This window comes from Burkholderia sp. JP2-270 (assembly GCF_003233675.1).
Classification (GTDB): domain Bacteria; phylum Pseudomonadota; class Gammaproteobacteria; order Burkholderiales; family Burkholderiaceae; genus Burkholderia; species Burkholderia pyrrocinia_C.
Genome location: NZ_CP029825.1, coordinates 809465 through 824873 on the forward strand (window position 1 = coordinate 809465; position 15409 = coordinate 824873).

Consider the following 15409-nt stretch of genomic DNA (forward strand, 5'->3'; position numbering starts at 1 on the left):
GCGCGCCGGCCAGGGCATACCCCACCGGCAGCGCACGCGAAACCCGCGCTTACTTCGCCGGCGCGCCCGGCTTCACGGCATCCGCGCCCGACTTGTCGCCCAGCGGCTGCCACGCGGCGCCGAGCGCATACCAGTCGATGCGGCGCGTGAGCGTCATGATGCCGGCGAGGATCGCGAACAGCAGCAGCGAACCGAGCATCAGCGCGTTGTCCTCCGACAGCAGCAGCCCGTAGAGCGCCGCATACAGCATTGCGAGCAGCGCAGCGAACGTCGCGCCGCGCTTCACACTGTGCAGCACGAACGACAGGTAGAAGCCGAGCAGCCCGATGCATGCGCCGCTTGCCGCGAGATACGCATAACCGAACGCGATGTGCTCGGACAGGCTCAGCAGCAGCAGGAAGAACAGCGCGAGCGACAGGCCGACCAGCAGGTACTGGATCGGGTGAATGCGCAGCCGCTTCGCGAGTTCGTACATGAAGAAGCTCGCAAACGTGAGCATCTCGAACAACGCGCCGTACTTCGTCGCGCGTTCGGCCTGCAGATAGACGTTCACGGGTTCGATCACCGATACCGACGCCATCTCGATCGCGCCTTCCCCGTTGCCGGTCGCGACCTGCTCGCGCGCCTTCGTGTTGAACGACGTCACGTGCCAGTTGCTGGCGAAACCATGCGCATCGATCGCGCGCTCGCCCGGCAGGAACGCGCCGCCGAAGCTCGGATGCGGCCACGTCGATTTCAGCGAGAAGTCGTTCTGGTCGGCCACCGGCGCGAACGCGACGGATTCCGCGCCCGCCAACGGCAGGCCGATGCTGAACGGCACGACGGCCCCCGCGTTTGCGTCCGCCAGCGCCGCGAGATCGATATTCGCGTGCACACCCTGGCGCAGGCTGTCCAGCCGCGTGCCCTGCTCCACGTCGAACCGCTTGCCGCCGATGCGCAGATCGGGCTGCGCCTTCAGCCCGCGAATGTCGCCGATGCCGATCGCGACATACGTGCTGTCGACCGCGAAGCTCACGTGGCCGTCGGCCTGCGGCAGCTTCTTCAGGTCCGGCAGCGCCAGCGTGCCTGTCAAACGGCTATCCAGCCCGTACACGAGCGCCTTGTGGATGCCACGATAGCGCACCTCGACCTTGAGCGTGCCGTCGACGTTCAACGTCTTCGGAAACACCAGCAGGCGCTTCGTCTCGCTTCTCAGGCTCGTTTTCGCCGCGCCGCCGGCCGGCGTGTCGTCGCGCACGCGCGTGACTTCCGTGTAACGCACGACGAGCACCGGCCCCGTCACCGTCTGCGGCCCGGCGTAGCTGGCCCAGATGCTCTGCAGCGCACTCTGGCGATACTCGGCGCGTTCCTGCACGATGCTTTGGACCATGTGCAGCGGGATCAGGATCGACAGCGCGAGAAACGCGGTGATCACGGACTTGAACAACAGGACTCGATTCATTGCTGACGGGTACCGGAGTGGAAGATGCGGTCAGCATGAACAGGCCCGGTGAACGGCGATTGAAGCCGGTGTGAAGCGAATGTGTGGCGAGCGTGAAGCGCGCTCAGCCCGGCGACGGCAGCGTGAGCGTCGCGCACGCGCCGCCTTCGGCGCGGTTCGCGAGCGCGACCTGGCCGCGATGCAGCATCGCGACTTCGCGGACGAAACACAGCCCGAGGCCCGTGCTGCGATCCTGCCCGTCGGGGCGCGGCAGCGAATAGAAGCGTTCGAATACCCGCGACAACGCGTAGTCGGGCACGCCGGGGCCGTCATCGGTAACGCTAACGACCGCGACATGCGCCCTGCCCGCCGGCTGCCGTTCGAGCGCGATCCGGATCGTGCTGCGTTGCGGCGCGAAATCCAGCGCGTTGTCGAGCAGGTTGCCGAGCGCCTGGCGCAGCAGGAACGGATCGCCTTCGACGACTGCCGGATCGGAAGCGCCGTTCGCATCGATCCGCAGGCTCACGCCGCGCTGGCGCGCGCGCGGCTCGATATCCTCGACGAGTTGTTCGAGCACCGGCAGCAGCGCGACCGGCTCGTGTACCGACAGGCGCTGCTTCTGCTCGACTTCGGCCAGCGCGAGCAGCTTGCGGATCATCTGTTCGAGTCGGCCGGCCTGGCGGCGGATGTTCTCGGTGAAGCGCCGGCGGTTCGCGACCGGCATCTCTTCCTGCAGCAGTTCCGCCGCGCCGCTGATCGCGGCCAGCGGACTCTTCATCTCGTGCGTGAGCGTGTGGATGTAGGTTTCGACGTACTGCCGGTCCTCCAGACGCTGGTGCATGCTCTCCACCGCGCGCCCGAGCTCGGCCAGCTCGTTCGCGCCCTGCAGCGGCATCGCCGCGCGCTCGCCGGCCGCGATCGCGCGCGCATAGCGTTGCAGCCGCCGCAGCCCGAGCACCAGCCACCATGTGCAGGCGGTGCCGATCAGGATCGCGCCGCCCATCAGCAATGCGCCATACAGCATGATCTTGCGCTGGCTGCGCGCGATGAACGGCTCGACCGTCTGGTTCGGTTTCGCGATCGTCAGCACGCCGATGATCTCGTTCCCGCGCCGGATCGGCGCCGCGACGTGCATCACGGTGCTGCTGTCGTCATTCGGATCGGCGCGCGTGCTGCGTGCGCCGTATTCGCCGCGCAGCGTCCGGTACACGTCGTTCCAGCGCGAATAGTCCTGCCCCACTGCGCTGCCGGTCGAGTCGTAGCGCACGATGCCGTGCGCATCGGTGATGTAGATGCGGTAGCTGATCGTGTTCTTGTGCATGCCCCACACGTTCGCGCTGACCGGGTTCTCGTGCAGCTTTTTCAGCTGCCGCGCGAAGGCGCCGTCGGCGATATGCCCGTTCGCCATGTCGGCGGCGGCCAGCGTCGCCAGCACCTGCGCGACGTCGACGAGCGTGTCCTCCATCGCCTCGCGCACCCCTGGTTTCACCTCCTGCACGAACACGCGCAGCGTGATCAGCGCGGCAAGACCGACGATCAGGAAAAAACCGAAGAAGATGCGCAGGCCGATATGCATGGCGGTGCCGGTCGTTACGGTTGCAGCGAATAACCCATCCCGCGATGCGTGCGGATCGGGTCGCGCTCGGGATCGATCGCGCGCAGTTTCGCGCGCAGCGTCTTGACGTGCGTATCGACCGTGCGGTCGGCCGAATCGAGCGCCTCGTGCCACACGAGGTCCATCAACTGCTCGCGCGAATAGATGCGCCCCGGATGCCGGACAAGCAGCGCCAGCAGGCCGAATTCGTAGCGCGTGAGGTCCAGCGCGTGGCCGAGCCACGACACGCGCGCGCCGTCGGTGTCGAGCACGAAGCCCGGCGCGGTTGTCGCGGCCTGCGCATCTGCCGGCGCGGGCGCCGTTTGCGGCGCGGCCGCCCGGTGGAAGCGCCGCAGGATCACGCGCACCCGCGCGGCCAGCTCGCGCGGCGAAAACGGCTTGACCACGTAATCGTCGGCGCCGATTTCGAGCCCGACGATCCGGTCGATCTCGTCGTGCCGCGCGGTCAGGAAGATCACCGGCACGTCCGTGAACGTGCGCAGCCGCCGGCACACTTCGAAGCCGCTGAGGTCCGGCAGGCCGACGTCGAGCACGACCAGGTCGAAGCGCGACTCGCGCAGATGATCGAGCGCCGCCTGCCCGAGCGTGCAGTGGACGGTCTGCATGCCGTCGGTGCCGAGGGCATAGACGATCGTGTCCGCGATCGCCGTTTCATCTTCGACGATCAGGATCTTGGGCTGATTCATGGTCTCAGGCTGGGCTCGCGCGTTTCCGGTGCGACATTGTACGCACGGCCGGTCGCGGCGCGAGCCGCGACGCGGCGAGCCCCGCCCGCGCGCGCTACGCCACGCGGCCGTTCACCGGAATCGACGCGCCGGTGATCGCCTGTGCGTCGGCCGACAGCAGGAACCCGATCGTCGCCGCGATCTGTTCCGGCCGGACCCAGCGCGTGAAATCCGCGTCGGGCATGTCCGCGCGGTTCGGCGGCGTATCGATGATGCTCGGCAGGATCGCGTTCACCGTCACGCCGCGGTCGAGCAGTTCGGCCGCCAGTGCCTCGGTGAGACGCGCGACGCCGGCCTTCGCGGCCGCATAAGCGCCCATGCCCGCGCCGGCCCTGAACGCCGCGCCCGCGCCGATGTTGACGATACGGCCGGCCGGGCTCGCGAGCAGGTACGGCAGCGCGGCCTTCGACGCGTTCAGCGCGGTCTTCACGTTCAGCTCGTACATGCGGTCCCACGTGGCGACGTCGCCGTCGGCGATCGTCTGCCATACGAACGCACCGGCGATGTTCAGCAGCGCGTCGACCCGGCCGCATTCGCGGTTTACCGATTCGAGTGCCCGTGCGGCGGCCTGCGGGTCGACAAGGTCGATGCCGCCGATGCGCAGCGCGTCGGCCGGCACGCCGGGCAGCGTCTGAGCAGCCGGCGCGGCGCCGCGGCCGATCAGTGCGACGCGTGCGCCGCGCTGGCCCAGCCATGCGGCCGTCGCGACGCCCAGATGACCGAATCCGCCGGTGATCGCGACTGCCTTGCCTTTCAGGTCATGTTCCATCGATGTGCTCTCCTGGATCGAAGATGAGTGGTTGATGCGTGACGCATGAGTCATGCCGGCCGCGGCACGTACGTGCGCGGCCGGCGTTTCGACAGCGTAGCGCCGTTCGCGCCTGCGTGCGCGCGGCGACGACGCCGCGGCGCAGTTCCTCCGTCGTTTCGCGCTGGTTGCAAGGGCGCCTGCCCAGCGGCGGCATCGCGAAGCGGAACGCGGTCCACACGTCGCGGGCCATCGCGACACCGCACGTGAGGCCCGACAGGCACGCATGCGGACAGCCGGGCATAATGCACGAGGCCCGTTCGGCGTGGCGCAAGCCGCGACCGAGCAGTGCCGGGCTACCTGACGCCTGCGCCGATCCCGTATCAAATACTGAACCTCAACCCGTCAATCCCATGCAAGTACTCGTTGTTGGAACCGGCAAGCTGGCCAATGAGCTGCTCGGCTCGCACAAGCTCGACCCGGCAACCTTTCGCGTGATGCCCTGGTCGGACAGCGCGCGAACCGATGAGCGGTGTAGCGACGCCCGACGTAGCGACGCCCGACGTAGCGACGCCCGACGTAGCGACGCCCGATCGATCGTCGTGCATGCCGGCTCCGGCCGCGAACTTCCCGCCGTGATCGCGTTCTGCGAGGCCACCGCGTCGCCGCTCGTCGAACTGTCTACCGGCTCCGACGTCGAAACCGGAACGCACGGCTTCCCGGTCGTGCTGTGTCCGAACACGAACATCCTGATGCTCAAGTTCATGAGCATGCTGGAAACCAGCGGCCATCTGTTTCGCGACTGCAAGATCAGCCTGACGGAGTCGCATCAGGCAGGCAAGACGTCCGTCCCCGGCACGGCCGTCGGCATCGGCCAGTCGCTCGGCGTGCGGCCGGAAGACATCCGCTCGGTGCGCGACCCGGACGTGCAGCGCAGCGAATTCGAGATTCCCGACGATCAGCTCGGCCGCCACGCAGTTCACCGGATACGCATCGACGACGGCGCGTGCAGCCTGCAGTTCGAATCGCGCGTGTACGGCGCGACACCCTATGCGGATGGCGTGTCGCGCATCGTCGAGGCCGTCCGCCAGCACAATCTCGAGAACCGCCGCTATTCGATCGTCGAGTTCATCCGCAACGGCTGGCTGTAGTCGCGGCGATGTGCGGCGGCGCCGCCGCAGGAACCTGCCGGCCGCGATCCCGCCACGGCCACATCGGGTGCCGGTGTGACGCCGCCGTTACGCGTCTCCCAGCACCGCGCCGCTCTCCGGCAAGGTCGCACCGCCGTCGACGACGATCGTCTGCCCCGTGATGTACGCCGCATCGGCCGAGGCGAGAAACAGCATCGCGTTCGCGATGTCCTCCGGCTCGCCCATCCGCGCAAGCGGGATGTCGCGCGCGATCTGCGCCGCGACCGACGCGTCACCGAGATTGCCTGCCGCCGGCGTGCGGATCATCCCCGGCTCGACACCGTTGACCGTCACGTTGCGGCGCGCGAGCTCCAGCGCCGCCGCGCGAATGAAGCCGTTCACGCCGGCCTTCGACGCCGCGTAGTGCGCGAGCCCCGGATAGGCGACGCGCGGCCCCGTCACCGACGACGTGACGAGCAGCCGCCCGGCCCCTGCGCGCTCGAATGCCGGCAACGCCGCCTGCGCGAGCCAGAACAGCGCCGACAAGTTGACCGACAGTGTCCGATCGAGCGTCGGCTCGTCGATCTGCGCGAACGGCGTCAGCGGAAAATACGCGGCATTGTGGACGACGACATCGAGCCGGCCGCCGTCGCGCTCGACCGCCGCGACCAGCGCGCCCAGTTCGTCGCGGCTGGCGGCGTCCACCCGATACGCGCGCGCATCGCCGCCCGCGCTGGCGAGCGCCTCGGCCTGCGCGGCGGCCGCCTCGTCGTTCAGGTCGGCGAGCGCGACGAACGCGCCGGATTCCGCGAAACGGCGCGCGATCGCCGCACCGATCCCTTGTGCGGCGCCCGTGACGAGCACGACGCGCCCGCTGAAATCCGCACGCAGTCGGCCGCTGCCCGGCACGGCATTCATCGCTGCGCCTCGCCGCCGAGCGGATGCACGGTTTCGTTCAGCACCTGCGCATGGGCGCCGATCTGGAAATTCGACATCGTGCCGAAATCGCCGCCCTGGTAGCCGAAGATCTTGCCGTCGGTCTTGCACTGCGCGAGGTCGATCAGCACGACGCCGAGCGTCGGCACCACCTTTTCGCGCCACACGAACAGATACAGATCGTCGGCGATCCGGAAGTAATGGCAGCGGTCGACATCGGCCAGCCCGCCTTCGACGCCCTGCAGGCACTGCCACGCGTAGAAGTTCTCGTTCAGGTAGATGTGCTCGTAGCATTCGGTCGGGCTGTAGCGGTACATCGTCCGCTTGCCGATCAGTTCGCGCGTCGGCCCGTGCAGCGGCCCCGGCCGTGCGTGACCGCCGAGCGTGCCGTGCCGGAACGCCGCGTCGACGGCCGTCAGCGGCAGCCCGCGCGCGACGCGCGTGAACGCGTCGATGCGCGTGTCGGCTTCGGTCGGCAGCACGCCGACGACCGACGTCCATACTCCGCTGTCGAGATCGATCACGAGACTGACCGACGTCGCGCGGGCGGCCGTGTCGATGTAGTCGACGAAGTACAGCGCGTCGCGCAACCGCGTCACGCGGCACGGCTCGCGGCCGCCCGTGTCGGTTGCCGCGTCGCGCCACTGCAGCGCGCCCTGCTCGAACGTATAGACGCGCCACGCGCCCGATGCATCGCCGAGCGCCAGCGTGCGCCCCGCGAGCGCGTCGACGGGCGCGAGGATGTTCGCTTCCGGCGCGAAGCCGTCCGCGAGCGCGCCAACCTGAATGAATACCGGATCCTGTCGTTCCACCTGCCGTCTCCCGCGCAGCTTCAGGCCCGGCGGACCGTGTACGCTGCTCATGTGCACATGGTGCGGGCTGCGCGCGCCGCGCGGTATCGGCCAAAAGGATGAAGGGCGCGCGGCGCCGGAACGCGCTAAAGTGCACGTGATCCGCGCCGCAGCCGGCGCGAGGAGCGCATATGCACCGTGTCACCCACTACCGACGGACCGGCGAAGGCATCGAGGCGATCAGCCTCGAATCCGACCGCGCGTTTCCGCGCCATGCGCATGACGAATTCGGGGTCGGCGTGATCGTCAGCGGTGCGCACCGGTCGTGGAGCGGCCGCGGGCAGGTCGACGCGCTGGCCGGCGACGCGATCATGGTCAATCCCGGCGAAATGCACGACGGCTCGCCGATCGATGCCGGCACGGGCCGGCGCTGGCGGATGCTGTACCTCGCGCCCGCGCTGGTTGCGGGCGTCGCGGCGGAAGAAGGCCTCGGCGGCATCGAGCTTGCGCATCCGGCAGTGCGCGATGTGCGGCTCACGGCCGCCGTCGGCCGGTTGCATGCGCGCATCGTCGCCGGGGAAACCCAGCCGCTCGCCCGCGACGAAGCGCTGGTGATGCTCGTCGCCGGGTTGCTCGCCCGGCACGCGAACCGCACGCTGCCGGCGGCCGGCGTCGCGCCGGCGATCCGTGTCGCCCGCGAACGGCTCGACGCGGCGCCGGCCGCGCCCGTTTCGCTCGCCGAACTGGCCGACCTGAGCGGCGTGAGCCGCTTCCAGTTGCTGCGCGGGTTTGCACGCGAACTCGGTATCACGCCGCACGCCTACCTGATCCAGTCGCGCGCGCGGCTGGCGCGCGCGCTGCTCGCCAGCGGCCTGCCGATCGCGGATGCCGCTGCCGAAGCCGGTTTTGCCGATCAGAGCCACCTGACGCGCGCATTCGCGCGCCAGTTCGGCATCACGCCGGGGCGGTTTACGCAGGCCGGTTGACGCCGACGTCGTTCCACCGAGAGGCCAGCGGGTGCGCTGCGTTGCAGACCGTTGCCACGTCGAGGACTGCAGCGACGGTGTCGATGCCGCTGATTGCCGCTGATTGCCGCCGATTGCCGCCGATTGCTGCTGACGCCGGCACGCCAGGCCCCGCGCACTGAACTCGACACGCCATCGTACCCGCTGCAATTTCATTCAAGACGCACACCGTCGCCGTACGCGACGATGCGGCGCATGAAAACACGACTGATTGGCTATCTCTATCTCGCCGCCGCGATGGCGGGCGTCGGCAGCACCGTCATCGCGAGCCGTCTCGCAGCCGGCGGCCTGCCGCCGTTCGCTGCCACGGCGCTGCGTTTCCTGATCGCGACACCGCTGCTGTTCGCGCTGATGCGCGCGCAGCGAATGCGCTGGCCGCGCATTTCCGCGCGTGACGCCGCGCTGCTCGTCATCCAGGCCGCGGCAGGCGGCGTCGGTTATACGGTGCTGCTGATCGGCGGCACGAAGCTGTCGTCGCCACTCGATGCGGGCGTGATGCTCGGCACGCTGCCGGCGATGTCGACGCTGATCGCGGCCGTCGTGCTGCGCGAGCGGCAGACGCCGCGCGACTGGGTGGCCGCCGCGCTCGCCACGGCCGGCGTGCTGTTCGTCACGTTCGCGCCCGGCCAGGCTATGCCGTCGCTCCAGACGCTTGCCGGCGATGCGCTGGTGCTGGCCGCCGTCGCGTGCGAAGCCGTCTTCATCCTGCTGAACCGGCGGCTTGCCGTACCGTTGCCGCCGCTCGCGCTGTCCACCGCGATGTCGGGGTTCGGCTTCGTGCTCGCCGTCGTGCCGGCCGCGTTCGAATGGCGCGCGGCGGCGACCGGCTGGACCGTCGGCGCCGTGTCGGCAATTGCCTACTACGCGCTGGTGCCGACCGTGCTCGGCTACCTGTGCTGGTATGCGGGCTCCGCGCGCACGAGCGGCACCGAGGCGGCGCTATTCACCGCGGTCGCGCCGGTCTCGGCCGTTCTGTTCGCGGTCGCGCTGTTCGGCGAAACGCTGACCGGCACGCGTATCGCCGGCATCGCGCTCGTCGTCGCGGGCATGCTCGTCGGCGCGACGCGGCGGCGCAAACCGCCCGCGCGCGCACGCGATGCGCAGCCGGCGAACCCGGTACAGCCAGCCAGTCCTGCGCCGTCGGCGCAAACCGCCGCCGACTGATCCGAATCCGCGCTCATCGCGTTGTTGCAGAAACGCAGGCCGCTCGTTCACACCACATTGCCGGTCGATCCGCGAGTTCGTGCGACGCCGCGAGCAACTGTAGGAATGTATCCGCGCGCTGCAAAACCGTTGCGCACCACCGCGCAAGATGCAATATTCGCGTGGCCGAAATCTTTGACAACCATCGAACAACAATCCGCCACGCAATGAACAGGAAGGAAGCCAAAACAAGAATCGCGGTGCTGCTGTCCGCGGGAACGAGGAAGGCGGACGTGCTGGCCGAGCTGTCCGGACAGGGGCTCAAGGATCGCGTGATCGCAGGCCTGATCGCGTCGCGCCCCGATCCCGAACGCTGTCGCAAGAACAAGGTGCACACCTGGATCCTGATCGCGCTCGGCACCCTCCAGCTGGCGATCAGCCTGATGCTCGCGTATTACTTCTCCGCCGCTGCCGGCGACCTCGGCGTGTCGGGCGCACTCGGCAATGGCCTGGTCGTGGTGTTCCTCGCGCTGACCGTGCCGCTGTCGCTGCTGTTCATCTGGGGCTTCGCGACTCATCGCGTCGGCGCGTATCACGCGTTCATCCTGCTGTCGCTGCTGCAGTTGCCGAAGACCGTCGCCGAGCTCGGACGCGATCCGTCGACTGCACTGCCGGGCCTCGCGGTCACGCTGGTGCTGGTGGGCTACGTCTGGTTCGTGCGCAACCGGATGTTCCCCGACTACGGCTGGTTCACGCCACGCAAGGTCGAAGGCCGCTACGCGTTCGTGGAACACGCCTGACGCCGCCGGCGTCAACGCCACGCCGCCCCAAAAAAGGCGCCGGGCCGCCCCGCAATCGCGGGACGGCCCGGCGCCTTCTGCATTCCGGAACCGGTCGGCTTACTTGGCCTTTTCGGCCGTATCGCTGATCGCCTGGCCGCCCTTCGAAATGTCCTGGCCCACGCCGGCGACCGTATTGCAACCGGCGAGCGCGGCGGTCACAACCAGCAACATTGCAGCAATCGTACGCGTCATTCTCGTTCTCCTTCGAATCAACAAGCCCGACCGGGCGAATCGTTTGCGGCATGGCGCCCTGCCGATGCAGGGCACGGGGCCTGACCTGATTATACGGAGGCGGACGCCGCGCGCCAGTCCAGGCCCGTCGAGTGTTACACGCACCGCACGGCCCGATCGCGCAGAATTTCCTTGACTTCACTGCGCCACGAACTAATATACGCACCGCGTATATTTTTCCGCCAGGAGCCGCCGATGACCGTTCCCCAGCAAGCCTTCCTCCGCGACGCGATGCGCCGCCTCAACATGACCCGCGAAGCGTTCGCCAATCGCATCGGCGTCAGCCGGCGCGCGCTGGATACCTGGCTGCTGCCCGACGATTCGCAGGAATCGCGCGGGATGCCCGAGATCGTCGAGCGCTTCGTGTCGGAAATCGTCGAGCGTTCGGCACCGGAAGGCGGGGTCTATACGCAAAGCGTAGACAACCAGGGGCTCGCGAAGCAGTTCCTGTTCGAAGGCAAGCCGCAACTGCTGTCGGTCGACCAGTTCTCGCGGGAATCGGTCGAGGCGTTGTTTCGCGTGGCCGACGTGATGCAGCCGATCGCGCGGCGTCACAAGATTTCGCGCGTACTGGAAGGCGCCGTGCTCGGCAACCTGTTCTTCGAGGCCAGCACGCGCACGCGCGTGTCGTTCGGCGCGGCGTTCTGCCGGCTTGGCGGCTCCGTGTGCGACACGACGGGCTTCACGTTCTCGTCGATGGCCAAGGGCGAATCGATCTACGACACGAGCCGCGTGATGGCCGGCTATGTCGACGCGCTCGTGATCCGCCACCCGGAGAAAGGCTCGGTGGCCGAGTTCGCGCGCGCGACCAACCTGCCCGTGATCAACGGCGGCGACGGCCCCGGCGAGCACCCGAGCCAGGCGCTGCTCGATCTCTATACGATCCAGCGTGAGTTCTCGCGGCTCGGCAAGATCGTCGACGGCGCGCACATCGCGCTGGTCGGCGATCTCAAGTACGGCCGCACCGTGCATTCGCTCGTCAAGCTGCTCGCGCTGTACCGCGGGCTCAAGTTCACGCTCGTGTCGCCGCCGACGCTCGAGATGCCGGCCTACATCGTCGACCAGATCTCGACGAACGGCCATGTGGTCGAACAGACGACCGACCTCGCGGCCGGGCTGCGCGGCGCGGACGTCGTCTACGCGACGCGGATCCAGAAAGAGCGCTTCACCGACGAGTCGTTCGAAGGCTATACGCCGGATTTCCAGATCAACCAGGCGCTCGTCGACTCGGTCTGCAAGCCCGACACGCTGATCATGCACCCGCTGCCGCGCGACAGCCGGCCCGGCGCGAACGACCTGTCGGTCGACCTGAACCGCGACCCGCGCCTCGCGATCTTCCGGCAGACCGACAACGGCATTCCAGTGCGAATGGCGATCTTCGCGGTGCTGCTCGGCGTCGAAAACCTCGTGCAGCATTCGATGCGCGACGCGACGTGGCGCCCGCCGGCATACCTCGGGCCGGAGGACGCGGTGTTTCACGGAGTCGATTGAGCCGCACCGGAAGTCTCGCGCCCGCCTGCCATCGCTTCATGGGCCGGCGCGCTTGCCTGACGCATAACGCGCCGCATTGCACGGCGCGTTTTCAATTTCAGCGCAGGTGATGGGTGCCAACAACCGGGCGCTACCGCGCCCACGGATCGATCACGCGAAGCCCCGCCACCTGGAACGGCGCGACATCGCGCGTGGCCACGATCAGGCCGTTCGCCTCGGCCGTGGCGGCGATAAAACAATCGACAGGCGCGATCGCGCTACCTGCGACACGGGCCCGAGCCCGAAGGCTCGCATACGCGTTGCTCGCCGCATTGTCGAACGGCAGGATTCGGCCTCGAAACAGCGGCACGACACGCCGCTCGATGCTTTGACGCAGCCACTCGCGCCTGCGCCCTTCCGGCAATACAGCCACGCCGAACTGCATCTCCGCGAGACTGATTGCAGCCAGAAACAGCGTCTCGACGTTCTGGGCATCGAGCCACTCGATCACGGCCACGCTCGGCTCGCGTCGCAGCGGTTCGGAAATGACGTTCGTATCAACAAGGATCATTCGAAGCTCATCGGATCGGTTGACGTCTTGTCGCGCTGGACGTCGAAATCTATTCCCTCAGCCTCCCGCCCGATTTCCGCCAGCAACGTTCCCAGCTTGAGCTGCCCAGAATGTCACGTACCTCGGCTTCGGTGCTGCGTCCGTGCCGGGCCGCACGAATCCGAAGTGCGCGATGCACTTCATCAGGCAAATTCCGAACGGTGATCGCCGGCATGATGCGCCTCACAAAGATTGCTTTCAATGCAGTCATATTGGCACCTCGCTGTCCTACCGAGTGAATCACGACACTGCCACTCTAACCGGCCCGACTAGCCCGCCACACTCCGCCAATCGGCCATCATCCCTGCCCATCCACCCCGTAACATTCGTCAACACTTACCTTTTAATTGATAACGAGAACGCTTCTCATTCAATAAAAAATTACATAGAATGCCGTCTGAAAACAAATCGTAATAATTCCCGGCGGCATGCACATTTCCGTAGCACGCCTCCCCCGGGGCCACATCGCGAGGTCCAAGCACACCATGAAGTCCCGTTCCGACGAGTTGAAGCTCGGCAAATTCACCACCCTGTGCAGCGTGCTCGCCGCAAGCCCTGCATTCGCCGATGGCACGCCGCCTCCGGCCCCGTCCGGCACCGAAGGCCATCTCGCACCGATCGAGATCCAGGGCAAGACCGAGCACAGCTACAAGGCCGACTTTTCCGCTTCCGCGAAATTCACCGCGCCGCTCGTCGACACGCCGAAATCCGTCACCGTGATTCCGCAGGAGCTGATCCGGAACAGCGGCGCGTCGACGCTGACCGAAGCGCTGCGCACCGTGCCCGGCATCACGTTCGGCGCAGGAGAAGGCGGCAACCCGCTCGGCGACCGTCCGTTCATCCGCGGCTACGACTCGCAGGGCAGCATGTTCGTCGACGGCATGCGCGACACGGGCGCCACGACGCGCGAGATCTTCAACACCGAACGCGTCGAGATCACCAAGGGTTCCGACGGCGCGTACGGCGGCCGCGGCGGCGCCGGCGGCAGCATCAACCTGATCACGAAGGCCCCGCACCTCGGCACGACGGCCAGCGCGAGTGCCGGCCTCGGCACCGACCGCTATCGCCGCTTCACGGCCGACGGCAACTGGCAGTTCGCCGATCACGCCGCATTCCGCCTGAACCTGATGAGCCACAACAACGACGTCGCCGGCCGCGACGCCGTCAACAACGAGCGCTGGGGCGTCGCACCGTCGATCGCGTTCGGCCTCGGCACGCCGACGCGCGTGACCGCGAGCTACTACCACCTGTCGACCGACGACATGCCGGACGGCGGCATTCCGTACGTCTACGGCTTCAACATCCCGAAGGGCGTCACCGACGGCCCGGCGCCCGTCGACCGCCACAACTTCTACGGGCTGATCGACCGCGACTTCCGCAAGACTACGTCGGACATCAGCACGATCAAGATCGAGCACGACATCACGTCGTCGCTGACGATCCGCAACACCACGCGTTACACGGAATCGACGCAGGACTACATCTGGACGCAGCCGGACGACAGCCAGGGCAACGTGGTCAACGGCAAGGTCTGGCGGCGCAACAACAACCGCGACAGCTCGATCAACAGCATCGCGAACCTGACCGAGCTGTTCGGCGAATTCCGCACCGGCCCGTTCAAGCACAGCTTCACGACCGGCATCGAGCTGACTCGCGAATGGGGCAAGCGCGACACGTACAAGGTCGCGACGGATAACGGCAAGATCTGCCAGAAAGGCATCGGCGCGGCGTCGGGCTACAACTGCACGAGCCTGTGGTCGCCAAACCCGAACGATCCGTGGGCCGGTTCGATCACGCGCAACAACGACTACGCGCATGCGCGCACCACGACGAAGTCGATCTACGGCTTCGACACGATCGAGATCACGCCGCGCTGGCAGGTCAATGCCGGCGTGCGCGTCGACGACTACTCGACCCGCTTCACCGACACCAAGGCCAAGGGCAGCAAAACCTATACGCGCGACGATACGCTCGTGAACTGGCAGGCCGGCCTCGTGTTCAAGCCCGCGCAGAACGGCAGCATCTACGCGTCGTACGCGACGTCGTCGACGCCGGCCGGCATGCTGCTCGGCGAAGGCAGCGAAACGCAGTCGCTCACTCCGGGCCGCGGCGGCGCCGGCCCGAACGCCGACCAGATGGCCCCGGAAAAGAACCGCAGCATCGAACTCGGCACCAAGTGGAACGTGCTGAACGACAAGCTCGCGCTGACCGCCGCGCTGTTCCAGATCGACACGACGAACGCGCGCGTGACGCTGCCGAACAACCAGTACGCGATGGTCGGCAACAAGCGCGTGCAGGGTCTCGAGCTCGGCGTCGCCGGCCAGATCACGAAGCAGTGGCAGGTGTTCGGCGGCTACACGTACATGAAGAGCGCGCTGCGCGACAACGGCAAGGATGCGGCGAACAACGGCAACCGCTTCCCGAATATGCCGAAGCACAGCCTCACGATGTGGTCGAACTACGACGTAACGCCGAAGTTCACGGTCGGCGGCGGCGCGTTCTACATGTCGGAGGTATTCGGCGATCCCGCGAACCTGCGCGCCGTGCCGTCGTACTGGCGCTTCGATGCGATGGCGCAGTACCGGATCAACAAGAAGCTCGACCTGCAGCTGAACGTGAACAACCTGTTCAACCGCACGTACTTCGACCAGGCATATCCGGCGCACTACGCGTCGATCGCACCGGGCCGCTCGGCGTTCATCACGCTGAATGCGCGCTACTGA

At 67.4% G+C, this 15409-nt stretch carries 14 protein-coding genes and 1 pseudogene; 6 read left to right on the forward strand and 9 right to left on the reverse strand.

Annotation, left to right across the window (positions count from 1 at the left end):
- Nucleotides 1-49 precede the first annotated feature (49 nt).
- The 4 genes from creD to DM992_RS21480 form a co-directional block, all read right to left on the reverse strand.
- A complete protein-coding gene (creD, locus tag DM992_RS21465; RefSeq protein ID WP_111018543.1) occupies nt 50-1441 on the reverse strand; it encodes a cell envelope integrity protein CreD in 1392 nt (463 codons plus the stop codon).
- 103 nt (nt 1442-1544) lie between these two features.
- Nucleotides 1545-2996 carry a two-component system sensor histidine kinase CreC gene (gene creC, locus DM992_RS21470; protein WP_111018544.1) on the reverse strand — a complete coding sequence of 484 codons (1452 nt, stop codon included), beginning with the start codon at nt 2994-2996 and terminating at the stop codon, nt 1545-1547.
- Nucleotides 2997-3010: 14 nt separating this feature from the next.
- A complete protein-coding gene (creB, locus tag DM992_RS21475) occupies nt 3011-3721 on the reverse strand; it encodes a two-component system response regulator CreB (RefSeq protein WP_111018545.1) in 711 nt (236 codons plus the stop codon).
- Nucleotides 3722-3815: 94 nt separating this feature from the next.
- Nucleotides 3816-4529, reverse strand: coding sequence for an SDR family NAD(P)-dependent oxidoreductase (locus DM992_RS21480; RefSeq protein ID WP_111018546.1), 714 nt, complete (start codon nt 4527-4529; stop codon nt 3816-3818).
- A 392-nt stretch (nt 4530-4921) separates the two neighbouring features.
- Between DM992_RS21480 and DM992_RS21490 the strand changes: the two genes are divergently transcribed.
- On the forward strand, nt 4922-5659 hold the full coding sequence (locus tag DM992_RS21490; RefSeq protein ID WP_111018547.1) for a dihydrodipicolinate reductase C-terminal domain-containing protein: 738 nt from the start codon (nt 4922-4924) through the stop codon (nt 5657-5659).
- An 87-nt stretch (nt 5660-5746) separates the two neighbouring features.
- Here DM992_RS21490 and DM992_RS21495 read toward each other — a convergent pair whose 3' ends face one another.
- Both DM992_RS21495 and DM992_RS21500 read right to left on the reverse strand, forming a co-directional pair.
- On the reverse strand, nt 5747-6556 hold the full coding sequence (locus DM992_RS21495; protein WP_111018548.1) for an SDR family oxidoreductase: 810 nt from the start codon (nt 6554-6556) through the stop codon (nt 5747-5749).
- Nucleotides 6553-7386, reverse strand: coding sequence for a molybdenum cofactor biosynthesis F family protein (locus DM992_RS21500; RefSeq protein WP_111020335.1), 834 nt, complete (start codon nt 7384-7386; stop codon nt 6553-6555). Before DM992_RS21500 ends, DM992_RS21495 begins: the two co-directional genes overlap by 4 nt.
- Before the next feature lie 170 nt (nt 7387-7556).
- Between DM992_RS21500 and DM992_RS21505 the strand changes: the two genes are divergently transcribed.
- The 3 genes from DM992_RS21505 (at nt 7557) to DM992_RS21515 (ending at nt 10333) form a co-directional block, all read left to right on the forward strand.
- Nucleotides 7557-8351, forward strand: a complete 795-nt coding sequence (locus tag DM992_RS21505; RefSeq protein WP_111018549.1) for an AraC family transcriptional regulator — start codon at nt 7557-7559, stop codon at nt 8349-8351.
- A 234-nt stretch (nt 8352-8585) separates the two neighbouring features.
- Entirely contained in the window at nt 8586-9554 is a 969-nt protein-coding gene (locus DM992_RS21510; RefSeq protein WP_111020336.1) for a DMT family transporter, read from the forward strand.
- Between the two features lie 206 nt (nt 9555-9760).
- Entirely contained in the window at nt 9761-10333 is a 573-nt protein-coding gene (locus DM992_RS21515; RefSeq protein ID WP_111018550.1) for a permease, read from the forward strand.
- Between the two features lie 99 nt (nt 10334-10432).
- Here the strand turns inward: DM992_RS21515 and DM992_RS21520 are convergent, their stop codons facing one another.
- A complete protein-coding gene (locus DM992_RS21520; protein WP_021158165.1) occupies nt 10433-10567 on the reverse strand; it encodes an entericidin A/B family lipoprotein in 135 nt (44 codons plus the stop codon).
- 234 nt (nt 10568-10801) lie between these two features.
- Here DM992_RS21520 and DM992_RS21525 point away from each other — a divergent pair, with 234 nt between their 5' ends.
- Nucleotides 10802-12097 (forward strand): aspartate carbamoyltransferase, encoded by a 1296-nt coding sequence (locus DM992_RS21525; RefSeq protein WP_111018551.1) that lies wholly within the window; start codon nt 10802-10804, stop codon nt 12095-12097.
- A 130-nt stretch (nt 12098-12227) separates the two neighbouring features.
- Here DM992_RS21525 and DM992_RS21530 read toward each other — a convergent pair whose 3' ends face one another.
- Together DM992_RS21530 and DM992_RS42840 are read right to left on the reverse strand one after the other, a co-directional pair.
- The gene (locus tag DM992_RS21530; protein WP_111018552.1) at nt 12228-12647 is read right to left on the reverse strand and encodes a type II toxin-antitoxin system VapC family toxin; all 420 of its coding nucleotides are present in this window, start codon (nt 12645-12647) and stop codon (nt 12228-12230) included.
- Nucleotides 12644-12861: pseudogene (locus DM992_RS42840) on the reverse strand (plasmid stability protein). The gene DM992_RS21530 and the pseudogene DM992_RS42840 overlap by 4 nt, the downstream one beginning before the upstream one ends.
- A 310-nt stretch (nt 12862-13171) precedes the next feature.
- Here DM992_RS42840 and DM992_RS21540 point away from each other — a divergent pair.
- On the forward strand, nt 13172-15409 hold the full coding sequence (locus DM992_RS21540) for a TonB-dependent siderophore receptor (RefSeq protein ID WP_111018553.1): 2238 nt from the start codon (nt 13172-13174) through the stop codon (nt 15407-15409).

Bases quoted from the DNA above. Each gene is read 5' to 3' on its own strand.
- creD (WP_111018543.1), bottom strand. From the start codon at position 1,441: ATGAATCGAGTCCTGTTGTTCAAGTCCGTGATCACCGCGTTTCTCGCG.
- creC (WP_111018544.1), bottom strand. From the start codon at position 2,996: ATGCATATCGGCCTGCGCATCTTCTTCGGTTTTTTCCTGATCGTCGGT.
- creB (WP_111018545.1), bottom strand. From the start codon at position 3,721: ATGAATCAGCCCAAGATCCTGATCGTCGAAGATGAAACGGCGATCGCG.
- DM992_RS21480 (WP_111018546.1), bottom strand. From the start codon at position 4,529: ATGGAACATGACCTGAAAGGCAAGGCAGTCGCGATCACCGGCGGATTC.
- DM992_RS21490 (WP_111018547.1), top strand. From the start codon at position 4,922: ATGCAAGTACTCGTTGTTGGAACCGGCAAGCTGGCCAATGAGCTGCTC.
- DM992_RS21495 (WP_111018548.1), bottom strand. From the start codon at position 6,556: ATGAATGCCGTGCCGGGCAGCGGCCGACTGCGTGCGGATTTCAGCGGG.
- DM992_RS21505 (WP_111018549.1), top strand. From the start codon at position 7,557: ATGCACCGTGTCACCCACTACCGACGGACCGGCGAAGGCATCGAGGCG.
- DM992_RS21510 (WP_111020336.1), top strand. From the start codon at position 8,586: ATGAAAACACGACTGATTGGCTATCTCTATCTCGCCGCCGCGATGGCG.
- DM992_RS21515 (WP_111018550.1), top strand. From the start codon at position 9,761: ATGAACAGGAAGGAAGCCAAAACAAGAATCGCGGTGCTGCTGTCCGCG.
- DM992_RS21520 (WP_021158165.1), bottom strand. From the start codon at position 10,567: ATGACGCGTACGATTGCTGCAATGTTGCTGGTTGTGACCGCCGCGCTC.
- DM992_RS21525 (WP_111018551.1), top strand. From the start codon at position 10,802: ATGACCGTTCCCCAGCAAGCCTTCCTCCGCGACGCGATGCGCCGCCTC.
- DM992_RS21530 (WP_111018552.1), bottom strand. From the start codon at position 12,647: ATGATCCTTGTTGATACGAACGTCATTTCCGAACCGCTGCGACGCGAG.
- DM992_RS21540 (WP_111018553.1), top strand. From the start codon at position 13,172: ATGAAGTCCCGTTCCGACGAGTTGAAGCTCGGCAAATTCACCACCCTG.